This is a genomic window from Vibrio sp. CCB-PB317 (genome assembly GCF_022808245.1).
GTDB lineage: Bacteria > Pseudomonadota > Gammaproteobacteria > Enterobacterales > Vibrionaceae > Vibrio > Vibrio diabolicus.
This window is the reverse complement of the sequence record NZ_JALGNU010000003.1, coordinates 162,231-178,762: the sequence shown is the minus strand read 5'-3', so window position 1 is coordinate 178,762 and position 16,532 is coordinate 162,231. Positions and strand designations below refer to the sequence as shown.

The 16,532-nt window shown below is 46.1% G+C and carries 14 protein-coding genes; 1 reads left to right on the top strand and 13 read right to left on the bottom strand.

The window, feature by feature from the left end; translation table 11 throughout:
- Positions 1–6: 6 nt before the first annotated feature.
- The 8 genes from ispF to rlmD form a co-directional block, all read right to left on the bottom strand.
- Positions 7–483, bottom strand: a complete 477-nt coding sequence (gene ispF / locus MTR11_RS18045) for a 2-C-methyl-D-erythritol 2,4-cyclodiphosphate synthase (protein WP_012841409.1) — start codon at positions 481–483, stop codon at positions 7–9.
- A gap of 17 nt (positions 484–500) precedes the next feature.
- Positions 501–1,205 carry a 2-C-methyl-D-erythritol 4-phosphate cytidylyltransferase gene (gene ispD / locus MTR11_RS18040; RefSeq protein ID WP_104969795.1) on the bottom strand — a complete coding sequence of 235 codons (705 nt, stop codon included), beginning with the start codon at positions 1,203–1,205 and terminating at the stop codon, positions 501–503.
- 1 nt (position 1,206) lies between these two features.
- Entirely contained in the window at positions 1,207–1,488 is a 282-nt protein-coding gene (gene ftsB, locus MTR11_RS18035; RefSeq protein WP_005380907.1) for a cell division protein FtsB, read from the bottom strand.
- Positions 1,489–1,953: 465 nt separating this feature from the next.
- Positions 1,954–3,255, bottom strand: a complete 1,302-nt coding sequence (eno, locus tag MTR11_RS18030) for a phosphopyruvate hydratase (RefSeq protein WP_005383785.1) — start codon at positions 3,253–3,255, stop codon at positions 1,954–1,956.
- Positions 3,256–3,333: 78 nt separating this feature from the next.
- Positions 3,334–4,974 carry a CTP synthase gene (locus MTR11_RS18025; RefSeq protein ID WP_005393892.1) on the bottom strand — a complete coding sequence of 547 codons (1,641 nt, stop codon included), beginning with the start codon at positions 4,972–4,974 and terminating at the stop codon, positions 3,334–3,336.
- Between the two features lie 211 nt (positions 4,975–5,185).
- Complete coding sequence (mazG, locus tag MTR11_RS18020) at positions 5,186–5,983, bottom strand: nucleoside triphosphate pyrophosphohydrolase (protein ID WP_109169440.1); 798 nt, start codon at positions 5,981–5,983, stop codon at positions 5,186–5,188.
- Between the two features lie 206 nt (positions 5,984–6,189).
- Complete coding sequence (gene relA, locus MTR11_RS18015) at positions 6,190–8,409, bottom strand: GTP diphosphokinase (RefSeq protein WP_005393896.1); 2,220 nt, start codon at positions 8,407–8,409, stop codon at positions 6,190–6,192.
- 123 nt (positions 8,410–8,532) lie between these two features.
- Complete coding sequence (gene rlmD, locus MTR11_RS18010) at positions 8,533–9,852, bottom strand: 23S rRNA (uracil(1939)-C(5))-methyltransferase RlmD (protein WP_243328160.1); 1,320 nt, start codon at positions 9,850–9,852, stop codon at positions 8,533–8,535.
- Positions 9,853–10,044: 192 nt separating this feature from the next.
- Between rlmD and barA the strand changes: the two genes are divergently transcribed.
- Complete coding sequence (gene barA, locus MTR11_RS18005; RefSeq protein WP_243328159.1) at positions 10,045–12,843, top strand: two-component sensor histidine kinase BarA; 2,799 nt, start codon at positions 10,045–10,047, stop codon at positions 12,841–12,843.
- A 69-nt stretch (positions 12,844–12,912) separates the two neighbouring features.
- On the opposite strand, the gene acpS is transcribed toward barA, so the two are convergent.
- The 5 genes from acpS to rnc all read right to left on the bottom strand — a co-directional run bounded on the left by acpS (position 12,913) and on the right by rnc (position 16,514).
- Complete coding sequence (acpS, locus tag MTR11_RS18000) at positions 12,913–13,293, bottom strand: holo-ACP synthase (protein ID WP_012841407.1); 381 nt, start codon at positions 13,291–13,293, stop codon at positions 12,913–12,915.
- A gap of 13 nt (positions 13,294–13,306) precedes the next feature.
- A complete protein-coding gene (gene pdxJ / locus MTR11_RS17995; RefSeq protein WP_243328158.1) occupies positions 13,307–14,038 on the bottom strand; it encodes a pyridoxine 5'-phosphate synthase in 732 nt (243 codons plus the stop codon).
- Positions 14,035–14,766 carry a DNA repair protein RecO gene (gene recO, locus MTR11_RS17990; protein WP_005384578.1) on the bottom strand — a complete coding sequence of 244 codons (732 nt, stop codon included), beginning with the start codon at positions 14,764–14,766 and terminating at the stop codon, positions 14,035–14,037. The genes pdxJ and recO overlap by 4 nt, the downstream gene beginning before the upstream one ends.
- Positions 14,767–14,881: 115 nt before the next feature.
- A complete protein-coding gene (gene era, locus MTR11_RS17985; RefSeq protein ID WP_006743309.1) occupies positions 14,882–15,844 on the bottom strand; it encodes a GTPase Era in 963 nt (320 codons plus the stop codon).
- Complete coding sequence (rnc, locus tag MTR11_RS17980) at positions 15,837–16,514, bottom strand: ribonuclease III (protein WP_005393907.1); 678 nt, start codon at positions 16,512–16,514, stop codon at positions 15,837–15,839. Before rnc ends, era begins: the two co-directional genes overlap by 8 nt.
- Positions 16,515–16,532: the final 18 nt, after the last annotated feature.

Sequence of the window (16,532 nt, the reverse complement as noted above, 5' to 3'; positions counted from 1 at the left end):
GGTTAATTATTGCTTGAACAGAAGCACCACGGCTTCCGTTGCAATGCCTTCTTTGCGTCCAGTAAAACCGAGACGCTCTGTCGTCGTCGCTTTTACGTTAATGTTACTAATATCGGTTTCTAGGTCTTCCGCAATCGCCGCACACATCGCGTCAATATGAGGTGCCATCTTAGGTGCTTGTGCCATGATGGTGACATCGGCATTACCAAGGCGGTAGCCTTGCTCTTTGACACGACGATAAACGTCTTTCAACAATTCGCGGCTATCTGCGCCTTTCCATTTGTCATCCGTGTCTGGGAAGTGACGACCAATATCACCCGCAGCAATCGCGCCAAGCAGCGCATCAGTCAAAGCATGAAGAGCAACATCACCATCTGAGTGGGCTACTAAGCCCTGCTCGTAAGGGATAGCAACACCACCGATAATGACCGGGCCTTCACCACCAAATTTATGCACGTCAAAACCGTGACCAATTCGAATCATTTTTTATCCTTTCTTTTTTAGCCGCGCTCACGGCTCAGATAAAACTCGGCTAACGCGAGATCTTCTGGCTGAGTAATTTTTATGTTGTTCGCATTACCCTGGACTAAAGCAGGCGTTTCGCCCAACCACTCTAAAGCCGATGCTTCATCCGTGATGGCTACGCCTTGTTCTAATGCGTCAGCCAGTGCTCGAGTCAGTTGTTGAGTTTTAAACATTTGTGGAGTTAATGCATGCCACAATGCTTCTCTCTCTACCGTATGATCGATATCTTGTGCTACGTTTGCTCGCTTCATTGTATCTCTCACAGGAGATGCGAGAATGCCACCCGTTGGGTGAGCGCAGCAAACATCAATCAAACGGTCAATGTCAGATGTTAATACACATGGCCTTGCAGCGTCGTGGACTAATACCCACTCGCTTTCCAGATGTTCATTGACATAGTTTAGCCCTGAAAGTACGGAATCAGCGCGCTCTTTGCCACCCGCGACTTGAATTACATCGGGATGGTTCGCGATGGTTAACTCAGGAAAATAAGGGTCACCTTCGGTAATGGCGACAACCACTTTCGAAATTCGTGGGTGCGACAGCAACTTTTCTACAGTGTGTTCCAGCACCGCTTTTCCGTCGATCAATAAATATTGCTTAGGGCGGTCAGCCTTCATTCGACTACCGACACCGGCAGCAGGAACAATTGCGACATGCGATGAGTTCACATCCAACATTTTAATGATTTTCCTCACCTATAATGCGGTAGAAAGTCTCGCCATCTTTAACTAAACCAAGCTCATGACGCGCACGTTCTTCAATCGCATCAAGACCTTGCCTTAAGTCATCAATCTCAGCAAACATTTCATTATTGCGAGCTTGTAGCTTGCTGTTCACTTGTTGCTGAACTTCAATTTCATCTTTTACTGTGTAGTAGTCAGACACTCCGTTTTTACCAAACCATAGAGTGTATTGAAGCAAGCCAAACAGTAGCGTAAGGGCTATAACAAAGATTCGCATATCGCTGCTAACATTCTGTACCGGAAGGAATTAGATAAGGTGACATATATAGCATAAATGCGAGGTTGCCTCTAGGGGAGAAAGGGAGACTCACACGCTCCTTACAAGAAATAAGCAGCAAAATGAAACAAAGACATATGAAGCTATTCTTAGCTCTCACCAAAGTAAGACCAAGAAATACAAGCCTATAGATACAAAAACACCCCGCAAAATCAGGGTATTTCAAAGCTTCAACCTAAGCGGTTAATCCAATGAAGAACTAAGCTTGAGCTTCTTTAAGACCGCTTCTTTGAAACATGGAGGAGCGTGCTCACCTAGAGCTTCCTCGATGCAGATAAATAGGTTGCTTTCTTTAGGTATGGCAAGCAACACGGCCAGAACGGCTCATCGCTCTTAAATAAAAAACGCCCCACCGAAGTGGAGCGTTTCTAGAAAGCTATTTAGCTAAACTTATTCAATTAAGAATTAAGCTTGACCTTTAACTTCTTTAAGACCGTTGAAAGGAGCGCGCTCACCTAGAGCTTCCTCGATACGGATTAGTTGGTTGTACTTAGCAACACGGTCAGAACGGCTCATAGAACCAGTTTTGATTTGACCTGCAGCAGTACCTACCGCTAGGTCAGCGATAGTTGCATCTTCAGTTTCGCCAGAACGGTGAGAGATTACTGCTGTGTAACCTGCGTCTTTAGCCATCTTGATTGCAGCTAGAGTCTCAGTTAGAGAACCGATTTGGTTGAACTTGATAAGGATAGAGTTAGCTACGCCTTTCTCGATACCTTCAGCAAGGATCTTAGTGTTAGTAACGAATAGGTCGTCACCTACTAGTTGAAGTTTGTCACCTAGTAGTTCAGTTTGGTGCTTGAAGCCATCCCAGTCAGACTCGTCTAGACCGTCTTCGATAGAAACGATTGGGAATTGGTTAGCTAGCTCAGCTAGGTAGTGGTTGAACTCTTCAGAAGTGAAAGTTTTACCTTCGCCTTTCATGTTGTAGATGCCAGCTTCTTTGTCGAAGAACTCAGATGCTGCACAGTCCATAGCTAGAGTAACGTCTTTACCTAGTTCGTAACCAGCAGCTGCAACAGCTTCTGCGATAACTTCTAGAGCTTCAGCGTTAGATTTAAGGTTAGGAGCGAAACCACCTTCGTCACCAACTGCAGTGCTGTAGCCTTTAGACTTAAGAACTTTAGCTAGGTTGTGGAATACTTCTGCACCGATACGTAGACCTTCTTTAAGAGTCTTAGCACCAACTGGTTGGATCATGAACTCTTGGATGTCAACGTTGTTGTCTGCGTGCTCACCACCGTTGATGATGTTCATCATTGGTAGAGGCATAGAGAACTGACCAGCTGTACCGTTTAGTTCAGCGATGTGCTCGTATAGAGGCATGCCTTTCGCTGCAGCAGCAGCTTTAGCGTTTGCTAGAGAAACAGCTAGGATAGCGTTAGCACCGAATTTAGATTTGTTTTCAGTGCCGTCTAGTTCGATCATTACTGCGTCGATTGCAGCTTGGTCTTTAGCGTCTTTGCCAACTAGAGCTTCAGCGATTGGGCCGTTTACAGCTTCAACTGCTTTAAGAACACCTTTACCTAGGAAACGTGCTTTGTCACCGTCACGTAGCTCAAGAGCTTCGCGAGAACCAGTAGATGCGCCAGATGGAGCTGCCGCCATACCTACGAAACCGCCTTCTAGGTGTACTTCAGCTTCTACAGTTGGGTTACCACGTGAGTCGATGATTTCACGACCTAGAACTTTAACGATCTTAGACATTAATGTTTCCTCTCGTTTCAAATATAAATGTCAATTTTAAAGGGCAGCAGCACAACCTTCGCCGCCGCCCGTATCCTTTTACTTCTCGAATTCGCCGCGTGCGTTTTGGCCCGCAGCCTTAACGAAACCTGCAAACAATGGGTGGCCATCTCGAGGAGTCGATGTGAATTCTGGGTGGAACTGAGCCGCTACAAACCATGGGTGAGCTGGGTTCTCAATCATTTCCACTAACTTCTTGTCCGCTGATAGGCCAGAAACTTTCAGACCTGCTTTTTCGATTTGCGGACGAAGCACATTATTCACTTCGTAACGGTGACGGTGACGTTCATGGATCGTCGCGCTACCGTACAGTTCACGAGCTTTCGTCCCTTTCTCTAGGTGACATAGCTGTGAACCAAGACGCATCGTACCACCTAGGTCAGACTTTTCAGTACGCTCTTCTACGTTACCTGACTCGTCTACCCACTCTGTGATCAAACCTACCACAGGGTACTTAGTCTCTTTGTTAAATTCTGTTGAATGTGCACCTTCCATACCCGCAACGTTACGCGCGTATTCAATTAGTGCAACTTGCATACCCAAACAAATACCTAGGTAAGGCACATTGTTTTCACGTGCGTATTGAGCTGCACGGATCTTGCCTTCAATACCACGATCGCCGAAGCCACCTGGTACTAGGATCGCGTCTAAGCCTTCTAGCAGCTCAACACCTTTTGTTTCGATATCTTGTGAGTCTACATACTTAATTGTGACACTTAGACGGTTTTTCAAGCCAGCGTGTTTAAGTGCTTCGTTCACAGACTTGTATGCATCTGGCAATTCAGTGTATTTACCAACCATACCGATGGTTACTTCACCAGTAGGATTTGCTTCTTCGTAAATAACCTGTTCCCACTCAGAAAGGTCAGCTTCAGGAGCTGTGATGCCAAAGCGAGCACACACAAGATCATCTAGACCTTGAGACTTGATCAATTGAGGAATCTTGTAGATAGAATCTACGTCCTTCATTGAAATTACTGCTTTTTCTGGAACATTACAGAATAGTGCGATTTTCTTACGTTCATTCGCTGGAATAACGCGGTCGCTACGGCAAACTAGGATATCTGGCTGAATACCGATAGATAGAAGTTCTTTTACAGAGTGTTGAGTCGGCTTAGTTTTCACTTCGCCCGCTGCCGCTAGGTAAGGAACAAGTGTTAGGTGCATGAACATTGCGCGCTCACGGCCTAGTTCAACGGCTAGCTGACGAATCGCTTCCATAAATGGTAGTGATTCGATATCACCAACGGTACCGCCAACTTCAACGATAGCCACATCATGGCCTTCAGAGCCAGCAATGACACGGTCTTTGATCGCGTTAGTGATGTGAGGGATAACTTGAATAGTTGCGCCTAGGTAGTCACCACGACGTTCTTTACGAAGTACGTCGGCATAAACACGACCTGCAGTAAAGTTGTTACGCTTGGTCATCTTGGTACGGATGAAACGCTCGTAGTGACCAAGGTCAAGGTCAGTCTCTGCGCCATCTTCTGTAACGAACACTTCACCGTGCTGAGTAGGGCTCATTGTGCCCGGGTCAACGTTGATGTAAGGGTCAAGCTTCATCATAGTCACTTTGAGACCACGAGCTTCTAGAATAGCCGCAAGAGATGCTGCTGCAATACCTTTACCTAGAGAGGATACAACCCCGCCAGTAACAAAAATGTAATTTGTCGTCATGTTTAACCTGAAATTGGTTGAATGAGGGAAATGGAGTGCTTCTGGACGGGAGATAAATATACCAGAAGCTCCTTACCGCCACAACGTGAAATCTATCACACCGTAATTTTTTATTTTTTGCTTCAAATCAAAGTGAGCAAAGACAAACCAAAGTCCGTTTTCGTGTTAAGAGGCAAACTGGCCTCATATTGTATATTCCGCTTATTTCCCCCTATCTAGACTCTTCTCGCTTTACTTCATCCCAGAAATCGTCGAGCTCTGATAAAGAACAATCTGTAAGCGCTTTGCCTGACTGCTGGACCTTTCCTTCAACTTGCTTAAAACGTCTCGCAAACTTTAAGTTTGCTTTACCTAGTGCGACTTCTGGATTTTTATCAAGATGGCGTGCCAAATTGACGGTCGCAAATAGCAAATCGCCGAGTTCCAACTCCACTTTTTCTTCATCAGGCTGAACTTGTAGTGCTTCTTCCATGACTTCATCAATTTCTTCTCGCACCTTATCGACGACCGGGCCAAGAGAGTCCCAGTCAAATCCATATTTCGCACATTTTTTCTGTATCTTTGTAGCACGAGAAAGTGCCGGCAAAGAGTTTGGTATTGAGTCTAGGATACTTTCTTCCGCTTTGCCTACCTGCGCTTTTTCTTTTGCTTTTTCCGCTTCCCAGTTGGCGTTGATTTCCTCGTCCGATTCAAACTCAACATCTGAAAAAACATGAGGATGACGGCGAGTCAGTTTTTCATTCACGGTTTCGACGACATCCGAAAAGTCGAACAGCTCTTGCTCTTTCGCTAGCTGACTGTAAAAAATCACCTGAAACAACAAATCCCCTAGCTCTTCTTTTAGATTGGTCCAGTCTCGATTTTGAATCGCGTCCACCACTTCGTAAGTTTCTTCGATGGTGTGCGGAACGATGGTGTCAAAGGTTTGTTTTAAGTCCCAAGGGCAACCGTTTTCTGGGTCACGCAACTTCGCCATGATTTGTTCTAATTGTTCAATTGGATGACTCATTTTTTGTTCCTTTAAACCTTTCTACTAAAGAAAAAGGTGAGCAGCCAAAACCACTCACCTTAAGTTATTTCATTGGTCGGTTTTTACTAAACAGTTGGCTCTTTTAGCAAGGCAGCAAACTTATGAGACTCCTGAGCATGGTTCACCATGTGATGGAGCGAATAAGTGCAGCTAACGCAGATAAAAAGCCAAATGTGACGCAAAAATTAGCCGAGGCGTTTCACCGTCATGACATCCTTTATTTGTTCTACCCGTTTCGAAACACGAGAAAGCACCTCAATATTGGTGACTTCTAGATCAAAATCCATGATGGCAAGTTGACGTCTGTAATCGACTCGGTTCTTCATACTGGTCACTTTGATCTTTTCGTTGGCGAACAGTGTCGTAATGTCTTTGAGTAGACCACCTCGCTCCATCGCTTCAACACGGACGGTGAGGATGTATGACCCGACGAAGCCGCTGCCCCAGACAGTATCGATGATACGCTCTGGCGCGTGATGGCGCAGTTCTTCTAGCTGTTCACAGTCACTACGGTGTACTGAAATCCCTCGGCCTTGCGTGATGTAACCACAGATATCGTCACCTGGAATTGGCTGACAGCAACGCGCTAGGTGCGTCATTAGATTATCGACACCTTCTACAACGACGGCGTCTTTTTTCGGTCGGCTTTGCGCGGGTGATTTGTGCTCTGCTTCTTGCAGTTTTTCCAGTGCTTGCTGGTCTTCTTCTTCTGCCGTTGGCTTGTTAACGAGCGCATTAATATGGTTAATGATTTGGTTGATACGCAAATCACCGCTACCAACACCAACGTAAAGCTCATCTGGTGTTTTGACGTTAAACCGTTTGAGAGCGTAATGCTCAGCATCTTTTAACGTTGCGCCAATTTTTGCTAACTCATGTTCAAGAATTTCACGACCCGCTTCGAGGTTCTTCTCACGGCTTTGCTTTCGGAACCAGGCGTTAATTTTGGCACGCGCGCGGCCAGAATGAACGAAGCCTAATGATGGGTTTAACCAGTCACGTGATGGGTTAGGTTCTTTCTGAGTGATAATCTCAACCTGATCACCCATATGTAGTTTATGAGTAAACGGTACGATGCGGCCTCCGACTTTGGCGCCGATACAACGGTGTCCCACTTCGGAGTGAATATGGTAGGCAAAATCTAGCGGCGTTGCCCCCATTGGTAAATCGACAACATCGCCGCGAGGTGTAAAGGCATAGACGCGATCATCAAAGACTTGGCTACGTAGCTCATCAAGCATTTCGCCAGAATCTGACATTTCTTCTTGCCAATCCAGTAGCTTACGCAGCCACGTAATCTTCTCATCATAACCGCTTCGGCTGCTTGCCCCTTCTTTATATTTCCAGTGCGCTGCAACACCCAGCTCCGACTCTTCATGCATTTGCTTGGTACGAATCTGGATCTCGATGGTTTTGCCTTCTGGCCCTAGAATTACGGTGTGGATCGATTGATAACCGTTTGGTTTAGGGTTAGCAACGTAGTCATCAAACTCGCTCGGTAGGTGCTTGTATTTGGTGTGAACTACGCCCAAAGCCGCGTAACAGTCTTGCAGTTTGTCTGCGATGATACGTACTGCTCTAACATCAAACAGCTCATCGAATGCCAAACTCTTCTTCTGCATTTTTCGCCAAATGCTGTAGATGTGCTTAGGTCGACCACTCACTTCGGCGTTAATACCTGACACTTCCATTTCGTGCGTAAGGTCTTCAACAAAGTCTTTGATGTACTGTTCACGAACGATGCGTCGCTCAGAAAGCTGCTTGGCAATTTGTTTGTAAGTTTCCGGCTGTTGGTAGCGGAAAGCGTAATCTTCAATTTCCCATTTCAGCTGACCGATGCCTAATCGGTTTGCTAGCGGCGCATAGATGTTGGCACACTCTTTTGCCGCCGCACGTCGAACCTCATCAGGCGCTTTTTTAACTTCAATAAGATTACAAATTCGTTCCGCGAGCTTGATAACCACGCAGCGGAAGTCATCCACCATGGCAAGCAGCATGCGGCGTACGTTATCTACCTGAGATGACGCCGCACTGCCTTCCATGTTGACATTGAGTTGGCCAATAGCCGCCATCTCTTCAACGCCATCGATTAATTTTATGATTTCTTTGCTGTATTTCTCTTCCAGAATTTCTCTGTTAAAAGCACCACTTGAAACCAAAGGAAACAGTTGTGCAGCCACTAAGGTGGCCTGATCCATAGACAAGGTGATCAAAATTTCGATCATTTCTCGTCCACGCCACAACAACAGTTCCGCTTGCTCGTTATCGGCTAATACCGTCTGGCAATCTCGATATACTTCGATTAAGCGTGAGGCTGTGTTTTTCTCTTGTCCTAGGCTAGCCACCCAGTTTTCGAGTTCAAACTGTTCATCTTGGTTTAAATGCGCGCTTCTTACCGCAACCATCTCATCATCCTAATTATTATATTCGTGTGGTTTGACTAACACCGTCCAGGTTAGTTCTTTTACCTGCGCGTAAACGCTGGCTTTATGACCACCCACCACAAATAAGGGGCCAAAGTCCTAACTTTAGGACTTTTCAAACAATGCCATCGATTCTAGATGACTGGTATGAGGGAACATGTCCAGCATACCTAATTTAGTTAATTTATAGCCTTGCTCCATCAAGCTTTGGCTGTCCCTAGCAAGGGTAGCAGGATTACAAGAAACATAAACTACACGCTGTGCGCCAAGCTCAGAAACTTGATCGATGATCCCACTTGCCCCCGCGCGTGCTGGGTCTAACAGCACTTTATCAAACCGTTCTGCCGCCCAGACCTGCCCTTCAAAATCTTGCTCAAGGTTAGCGTGATAAAATTGCGCATTATTGATTTGGTTCAAGGATGCATTATTTGTAGCTTTTTCGACCATCTCTGCAACACCCTCGACCCCAACTACGTGCTTAGCTAACTTCGCAATCGGTAAACTGAAGTTGCCTACGCCGCAGAACAAATCTAACACTCGGTCACTCTTTTGCGGGTCTAACCACTCAACCGCTTGCTTGACCATTTTTTTGTTTACGGCTTGGTTCACTTGAATAAAATTATTTGGCGCAAAAGGAATTTTCACGCCAACTTCTTGATAGAAAGGCATATCGCCTTCAACAAGGTTTAGCTGATCTGTTGCTGGCATTAGGTACAGCGATGCATTACGACGTTTTGCTAGCTCCGTTAGAGATTGAGTTTCACTCGCTGTCAGAGCACTCAAGTGACGCAACGTAATACACGGCCCATTATCACCAAGTACCAGCTCTACATGGCCCAATTGCTCCGGCTTTTTAAACGCTTTTAGTGCTGAATAAATCTCTGGAAGCAGAACATTCAGTTCCGGCGCCAGCACTGGGCAGTCAGTCACTTGCGCGATTTGCTTACTCTGCTTTTTACGGAAACCAAAATGTAGCTGACGTGTTTTTTTATCGACAAATAAGCTCACTCGCGCACGACGACGATAGGCCAGTGAATCCCCTAATAATGGCGCATCAAGCTCGATATCATTGCCTGAAAATTTTCGCATCAGCTGACGCAGTGTTTGCTGTTTGTACGTCAATTGTTGGTCATAATCTAGATGTTGCAAATCACAGCCACCACACTCGTGGTAATGCGGACAAAATGGCTCCACGCGAGTGTCACTCGGCTTAAGAATCTTAATCAGTTTACCGCGAGCAAATTTACTTTTTTCTTCCACTAACTGCGTGACGACTTCTTCTCCCGGCAATGCGCCATCAATAAACAGCGGTTTTTTCTTTAGGTAAGCAATACCTGCGCCGTGGTGATCTAAACGCTCCACTTGCACCGCTTGATGACGAGTATTGAGTTGGGTTTTCTTTTTCGGTTGAAAGATGCGTGCCATGCTCTATGCCTGATTTATGTCTAATTGCTCTTCGGCTTCACTATTCTTGATTGCAGCCGTTGTGTGATTCGAGTGACTTGATTATGCTTACCGTTTATTAGGTGACGTCACTTCTTTGCTCAACGCCTTATCGTGCGCTTGAGAAATAATGCGTTATTTTCCCATATCCAGACTCCGATGTAATTAGATAACATGACCAGATATGGCTTACGAGCACGTGTAATTACACTGACTCTCGCTCCCACTCTCATCATTGGTTTATTACTGAGCGGTTTTTTCTCATTTAATCGCTACCAAGACCTTGAGAAACAAGTTATCACCACTGGTAACAGCATCATTGAGCCGTTAGCAATTGCCAGTGAAACTCATCTACTATCAGAAAGCCGAGAGGCGGTACGTCGCTTGATAAGCTACGCCCATCGCAAAAACTCTAAACTGGTTCGTAGTATCGCGGTGTTTGATGAACATCATGAGCTCTTCGTGACATCTAACTTTCACCCTAATTTCGAAGCCTTGATGTTCCCTAAAGATAAACCGATCCCGCAACTGGGCAATTCGGAAATCTACGAAAACTCACTGATATTGCGCGTACCTATTTTGTCCGAGGGTCACTATTTAGCTGAGCTGTCGAACGAAAGCCAAGGAACCAAAGCAATTGGTTATATTGCCGTTGAGTTAGATCTCTCCTCTTTAAGGCTGCAACAGTATCAAGAAGTTTTCTCTGCTTTTTTAGTTCTTATACTCGGTCTTGGCTTGGCAAGTGTGTTTGCTTCACGTCTGATGCACGATGTTACCCAGCCTATCACCCACATGAAGAATGTCGTTGACCGCATTCGCCGTGGTCACCTAGACGTACGTATCGAAGGTAAAATGCATGGTGAGTTAGACCAACTGAAAAACGGTATTAACGCCATGGCGGTATCGCTATCGGAATATCACGTGGAGATGCAGCACAGTATAGACCAAGCCACATCAGACTTGCGTGAAACGCTTGAGCAGCTAGAGATTCAGAACGTTGAGTTAGATATCGCGAAGAAACGCGCGCAAGAAGCGGCCAGGGTTAAATCTGAGTTCTTGGCGAACATGTCGCACGAACTGCGTACTCCGCTCAATGGGGTTATTGGCTTTACTCGTCAAATGCTTAAAACGCAGCTTTCTAACAGCCAAACTGATTACCTACAGACGATTGAGAAGTCGGCGAACAATCTACTGAACATCATCAATGACATTCTCGACTTCTCGAAGCTTGAGGCGGGTAAGCTAGCGCTGGAAAACATTCCGTTTGATTTCCGAGAAAGTTTAGAAGAAGTTATTAACCTACAAGCCACGAGTGCACATGAGAAAGGGTTAGAAATCACCCTAAAAGTGGACCCTAAAATTCCACCGGGTTTAGTTGGGGACCCACTACGTATCCAGCAAATTTTGACGAACTTAGTCGGTAACTCAATCAAGTTTACCGAGCGAGGTAACATTGATGTTAGTGTTGAAATGCGCTCTCAATCTGGGGACTCCGTCGAGTTGCAGTTCATGGTGCGCGATACCGGCATTGGTATTTCTGAACGTCAGCAAGCGCAATTATTCCAAGCATTTAGCCAAGCGGATGCCAGCATTTCACGTCGCTACGGCGGCACTGGGTTAGGTTTGGTTATCACGCAGAAATTGGTAAGCCAGATGGGTGGCGAGATCAGCTTAACCAGCCGCCTACACCAAGGTTCGACGTTCTGGTTTACGGTGCGCTTGCACTCAACAGAAATGCCAATGAGCGAACTGATTGAAGTGGAGCTTCTAACGGGCAAACAGTTGCTGTTGATTGAACCAAACATGCAAGCCGCATCCGTAACCCAACAGATTCTAAGTCAAGAAGGTATCTTAGTAACCTACCGCTCTTCGCTACCGAAAAACGAAGAACAATATGACTATGTATTACTGAATTTAGCGGCGAATCAAACGCATGATGCAGACGTCATTACACCTTGGATAGAACAAGCGAAACGCATGGCTCCAAGTGTGATCCTAGGGACGCCGAGTACCGAACTGGCACTTGCCGACCAAATTATGACAGAGCATCACGTCCAATGCCTGACGAAGCCGTTGTCTCGCCGTAAACTGCTGCAAAGCCTGATTAGCGAACATGTCGAATCACCACCAACATTGAGTGCTCCAATTACGCCAAGCGAAGGGGAGCGTTTACCTCTGACGGTGTTAGCGGTGGATGATAACCCAGCGAACTTGAAGCTGATTTCCGCTCTGCTCCGCGAACGAGTAGAAACCGTCACCGCCTGCAGCAATGGCCAGCAAGCGGTAAACCTTGCGACGGAGAAAAAGTACGACTTAATCTTCATGGATATCCAAATGCCGCAAATGGATGGTGTGACCGCTTGTCAGCACATTAAAGAGTTGGAGTTAAATAAAGACACGCCAGTGATTGCGGTAACTGCGCATGCCATGGCGGGTGAAAGAGATCGTTTGCTCTCGGCAGGAATGGATGACTACTTGACCAAACCTATTGAAGAGCATGTGCTACAACAGGTTTTGGTTCACTGGAACCCAAATGCTTGTACAGAGAGCATTGGCAAAGTCGCCCCTTCATACGTTGATGAGCCTGAAGGGAGCGCGCCACAATCCGTTTCTTCGCCTCAGCAGGATGTGATTATTGATTGGCAAGCTGCCTTAAAACAGAGCGCGAATAAAGAGGATCTCGCCAAAGACATGCTGCGCATGTTGATTGAGTTCATCCCTGAAGTAGAAGCAGTCGTTGACCAAGCTCTGGAGCAAGAAGATATCTCCCGTGATGACCTAATTCATGTCATCCATAAGCTGCACGGCAGTAGCTCATATTGCGGAGTGCCTAGGCTGAAATCACTCTGTGCGACGCTTGAGCAAGCACTGCGATCAGGGGTCAGTCTTGAGGAGGTTGAGCCTGAAATGTTCGAGCTGCAAGATGAAATGATTAAAGTCACAACGACTGCAAAATTATACCTTGAACAGTAATCTGCTCGAGAGACAAGAAAGCCAGAGCATCTGCTCTGGCTTTTTAGTATTTTGTTTAAGACTTACAAGCTAGGATTCAAAAATGACCGTCGCCACAGCGTAATGACGCTCATCGGAAATGGACAGGTGAATGTGGTTAACGCCCATCGCATCCGCTATTTGTTTTGCTGTGCCCGTCAATGCGAGTACTGGTTTTCCAAGCGCATCGTTCGAGATGGAAAAATCGTGAAACGTGACCCCTTTCGCGATCCCTGTCCCCAATGCTTTTGAGGCCGCTTCTTTGACCGCAAAGCGCTTAGCAAGATAACGGCCTTGCAGCTTAAGCTGTGAAAATTTAGCCATTTCTTCTTCTGAAAGAATACGCTGAGCAAAAGGCTCACCACTACGAGCTAACGCTTTTTCAATACGCTCAATTTCTGCAATGTCGGTGCCTAACCCTATAATCGCCATCTAGATAGCCCTATTACTGGCGTGCCTCAATCATCAGTGCTTTCATGTCCGCAACCGCTTTATTCAAACCATCAAATACCGCGCGACCAATGATTGAGTGACCAATGTTGAGTTCGTAAATTTCTGGTAATGCAGCAATTGGCGCGACATTGTGATAAGTCAGGCCATGCCCGGCATTAACAATAATACCTAGGTCATGAGCATAACTCGCACCAGCGGCAACCTTCTTCAGTTCAGCTTGTTGTTCGTCTTCTGTCGTCGCATCAGCATAATGACCCGTGTGTAGCTCAATAAACGGAGCACCACACTTTTTCGCAGCTTCAATCTGTTGACGGTCAGCATCAATAAAGAGTGAAACTTTAATGCCTGCATCTGTCAGCTTTTTCGTCGCAGCTTTAATTTTTTCAAGCTGCCCCACAACGTCCAAGCCACCTTCCGTCGTCAGTTCTTCACGTTTTTCAGGCACTAAGCACACAAACTCTGGTTGAGTTTGCAGCGCAATCTCAACCATTTCGTCTGTCACTGCCATCTCTAGATTCATACGCGTTTGAATGGTTTCACGCAGAATACGTACATCACGATCCAAAATATGGCGACGGTCTTCACGTAAGTGAATTGTGATACCATCCGCGCCTGCACGCTCAGCAATTTCTGCAGCGTGAACAGGATCAGGGTATTTTGTACCACGTGCATTGCGTAGAGTGGCAATATGGTCGATATTGACGCCTAAATAAATTGAGCTCATTTTCCGTTACTCCGTGCTCTGGGGGTCTGAATGAAAAATTCACGACTTTTTAAAGGTTTGCCGCCAAGATACGGCTTTAAGGCTATACGTGTAAAGCGTTTTGCCGCTTTTAGCTGCTCTTTAGTGACGAACCGCCGCTCACTGATAGCAATCAGCTCATTCCCTAAAAACGTGAGGTTATCGCGCCTAACCGAAGCTATGAAGCCTTTTTGTTCCCGGTAACGATACGTCATCTCTGGGTCGACGGGCTCGCCAGTACCTGCACAGTGCAAGAAATCTACGCCATATCCCATCGCAGATAGCAATGCTAACTCAAAACGACGCAGTGCTGGCTCAGGGTTCTCGTTGTGTGCCAACTCTGTTAGCGCATGCAAATAATCATGAAATAGCGCTGGCATCGGCACTTCAGCCATCAATATCCGACCAATCAGTTCATTGACGTACATGGCAGAGTAGAGATTAATGCCCGTTAGCGGTAAGCCTAGGCTTATCGGCTCGGCTTGACGCAAAGTCTTCATCGAACCTTTCCCCGACCATTTAAGTAACAGCGGAGTAAAAGGTTGCAATGCGCCTTTTAAGTTCGAACGCTTACTGCGCGCGCCTTTGGCCATTAAAGTCATTCGACCATATTCCTCACTGAATACATCAAGGATTAAGCTCGATTCACTGTAAGGGCGGCGATGTAAAACAAAGCAGCGCTGTAAACCTTCGGAAGACAGATTACTCATCTAAGTCATTGTGCCTAAAAAGTGTGAAATAAAAAATAAGGAGCCGAGCGGCTCCTTATTTTAATCGATACTAATTTTTCATCGATGTTGGAGCGAAGCATCTTCGCAGCCAAGATTATAAATCGTCGATATAGCCCAACGAGCGCAGTGCTCGTTCATCGTCAGCCCAGCCAGATTTCACTTTTACCCATGTTTCTAGGTAAACCTTACGACCGAACAACTCTTCCATATCTAAACGCGCTTCACGACCAATGGTCTTGATCTTCTCGCCACCTTTACCAATCACCATTTTCTTCTGGCCATTACGCTCAACAAGAATCAAGGCATTGATGTGGAAACCGTCGGTTTCTGGGTTGTAATCAAAACGTTCAATCTCGACCGTTACCGAGTATGGCAATTCTTCACCCGTGAAACGCATTAACTTTTCACGCACAATTTCAGATGCCATAAAGCGCTGGGAGCGATCAGTCACGTATTCTTCTGGGAAGTGGTGCGTTGCTTTAGGTAAGTGATTACGCACGTGCTTACGCAGTACATCAATGTTCTTCCCTTGCTTCGCAGAGATTGGCACAACGTCCACGAAGTCCATCTTCTTAGACATCTCAGCCATGTGTAGCATCACTTCGTTACGATCTTGCACGTTGTCGACTTTATTGACACAAAGCACAACTGGGAAGTTCGATTTTTGAAGCTTAGTTAGCACCATCTCATCGTCTTTGGTCCAATGCGTACCATCGACTAAGAAGAACACTAGGTTTACATCACTTAGAGATGAGTTAGCCGCACGGTTCATCAGGCGGTTAATCGCACGCTTTTCTTCAATGTGAAGTCCTGGCGTGTCGACGTAAATCGCTTGGTAATCGCCATCCGTGTCCACACCCATAATGCGGTGGCGTGTTGTTTGCGGCTTACGTGAGGTGATCGAAATCTTCTGACCCAAGATTTTGTTCAGAAGTGTCGACTTACCTACGTTTGGGCGACCAACAATAGCAATGAAGCCACAGTGCTGGTTTTCTGGCGAGCTTGGCTCACCTTGTGATGCGAAAAACGCATCGATATCGAATTCGTTATCAGCCATTTGTTAATTGCTCAAGTGCTGTTTCAGCAGCCGCTTGTTCTGCCTTGCGGCGGCTGGTGCCTTTCCCGATTACAGGCTTGTCCACACCTGCTACTTCACACTCAACCGTAAACTCTTGGTTGTGCGCTTCACCTTTAATATTAGTCACTGTGTACACAGGCAGCGGTTTTCTTCTGCCTTGTAGGAACTCTTGTAGGCGAGTTTTCGGATCTTTTTGTGAGACGCCAGGTTTAATGGCTTCAAGGCGTGAGTTGTACCAACTCAGTACAATGCCTCGCACGACTTCAAGATCGCTGTCTAGGTAAATTGCGCCAATAATGGCTTCAACCGCATCGGCTAAAATAGAGTCTCGGCGGAAACCGCCACTCTTCAATTCACCTGGACCTAATTTTAAATAATCTCCTAGATCGAATTCACGACCCAGTTCCGCCAATGTATGTCCGCGAACCAAAGTAGCACGCATACGGCTCATGTCACCCTCGTTCACTTTCGGGAAACGATGGTACAGATCATCAGCGATGACAAAACTTAAAATTGAATCGCCCAGAAACTCAAGACGTTCATTATGCTTACTGTTGGCGCTGCGGTGAGTCAGCGCCAAGTTGATAAGCCCGGCATCTTGAAACTGGTAGCCGAGCTTTCTCTCTAGTTTATCAATTGGAGAATTCATACTCTCTCGATATAAAAT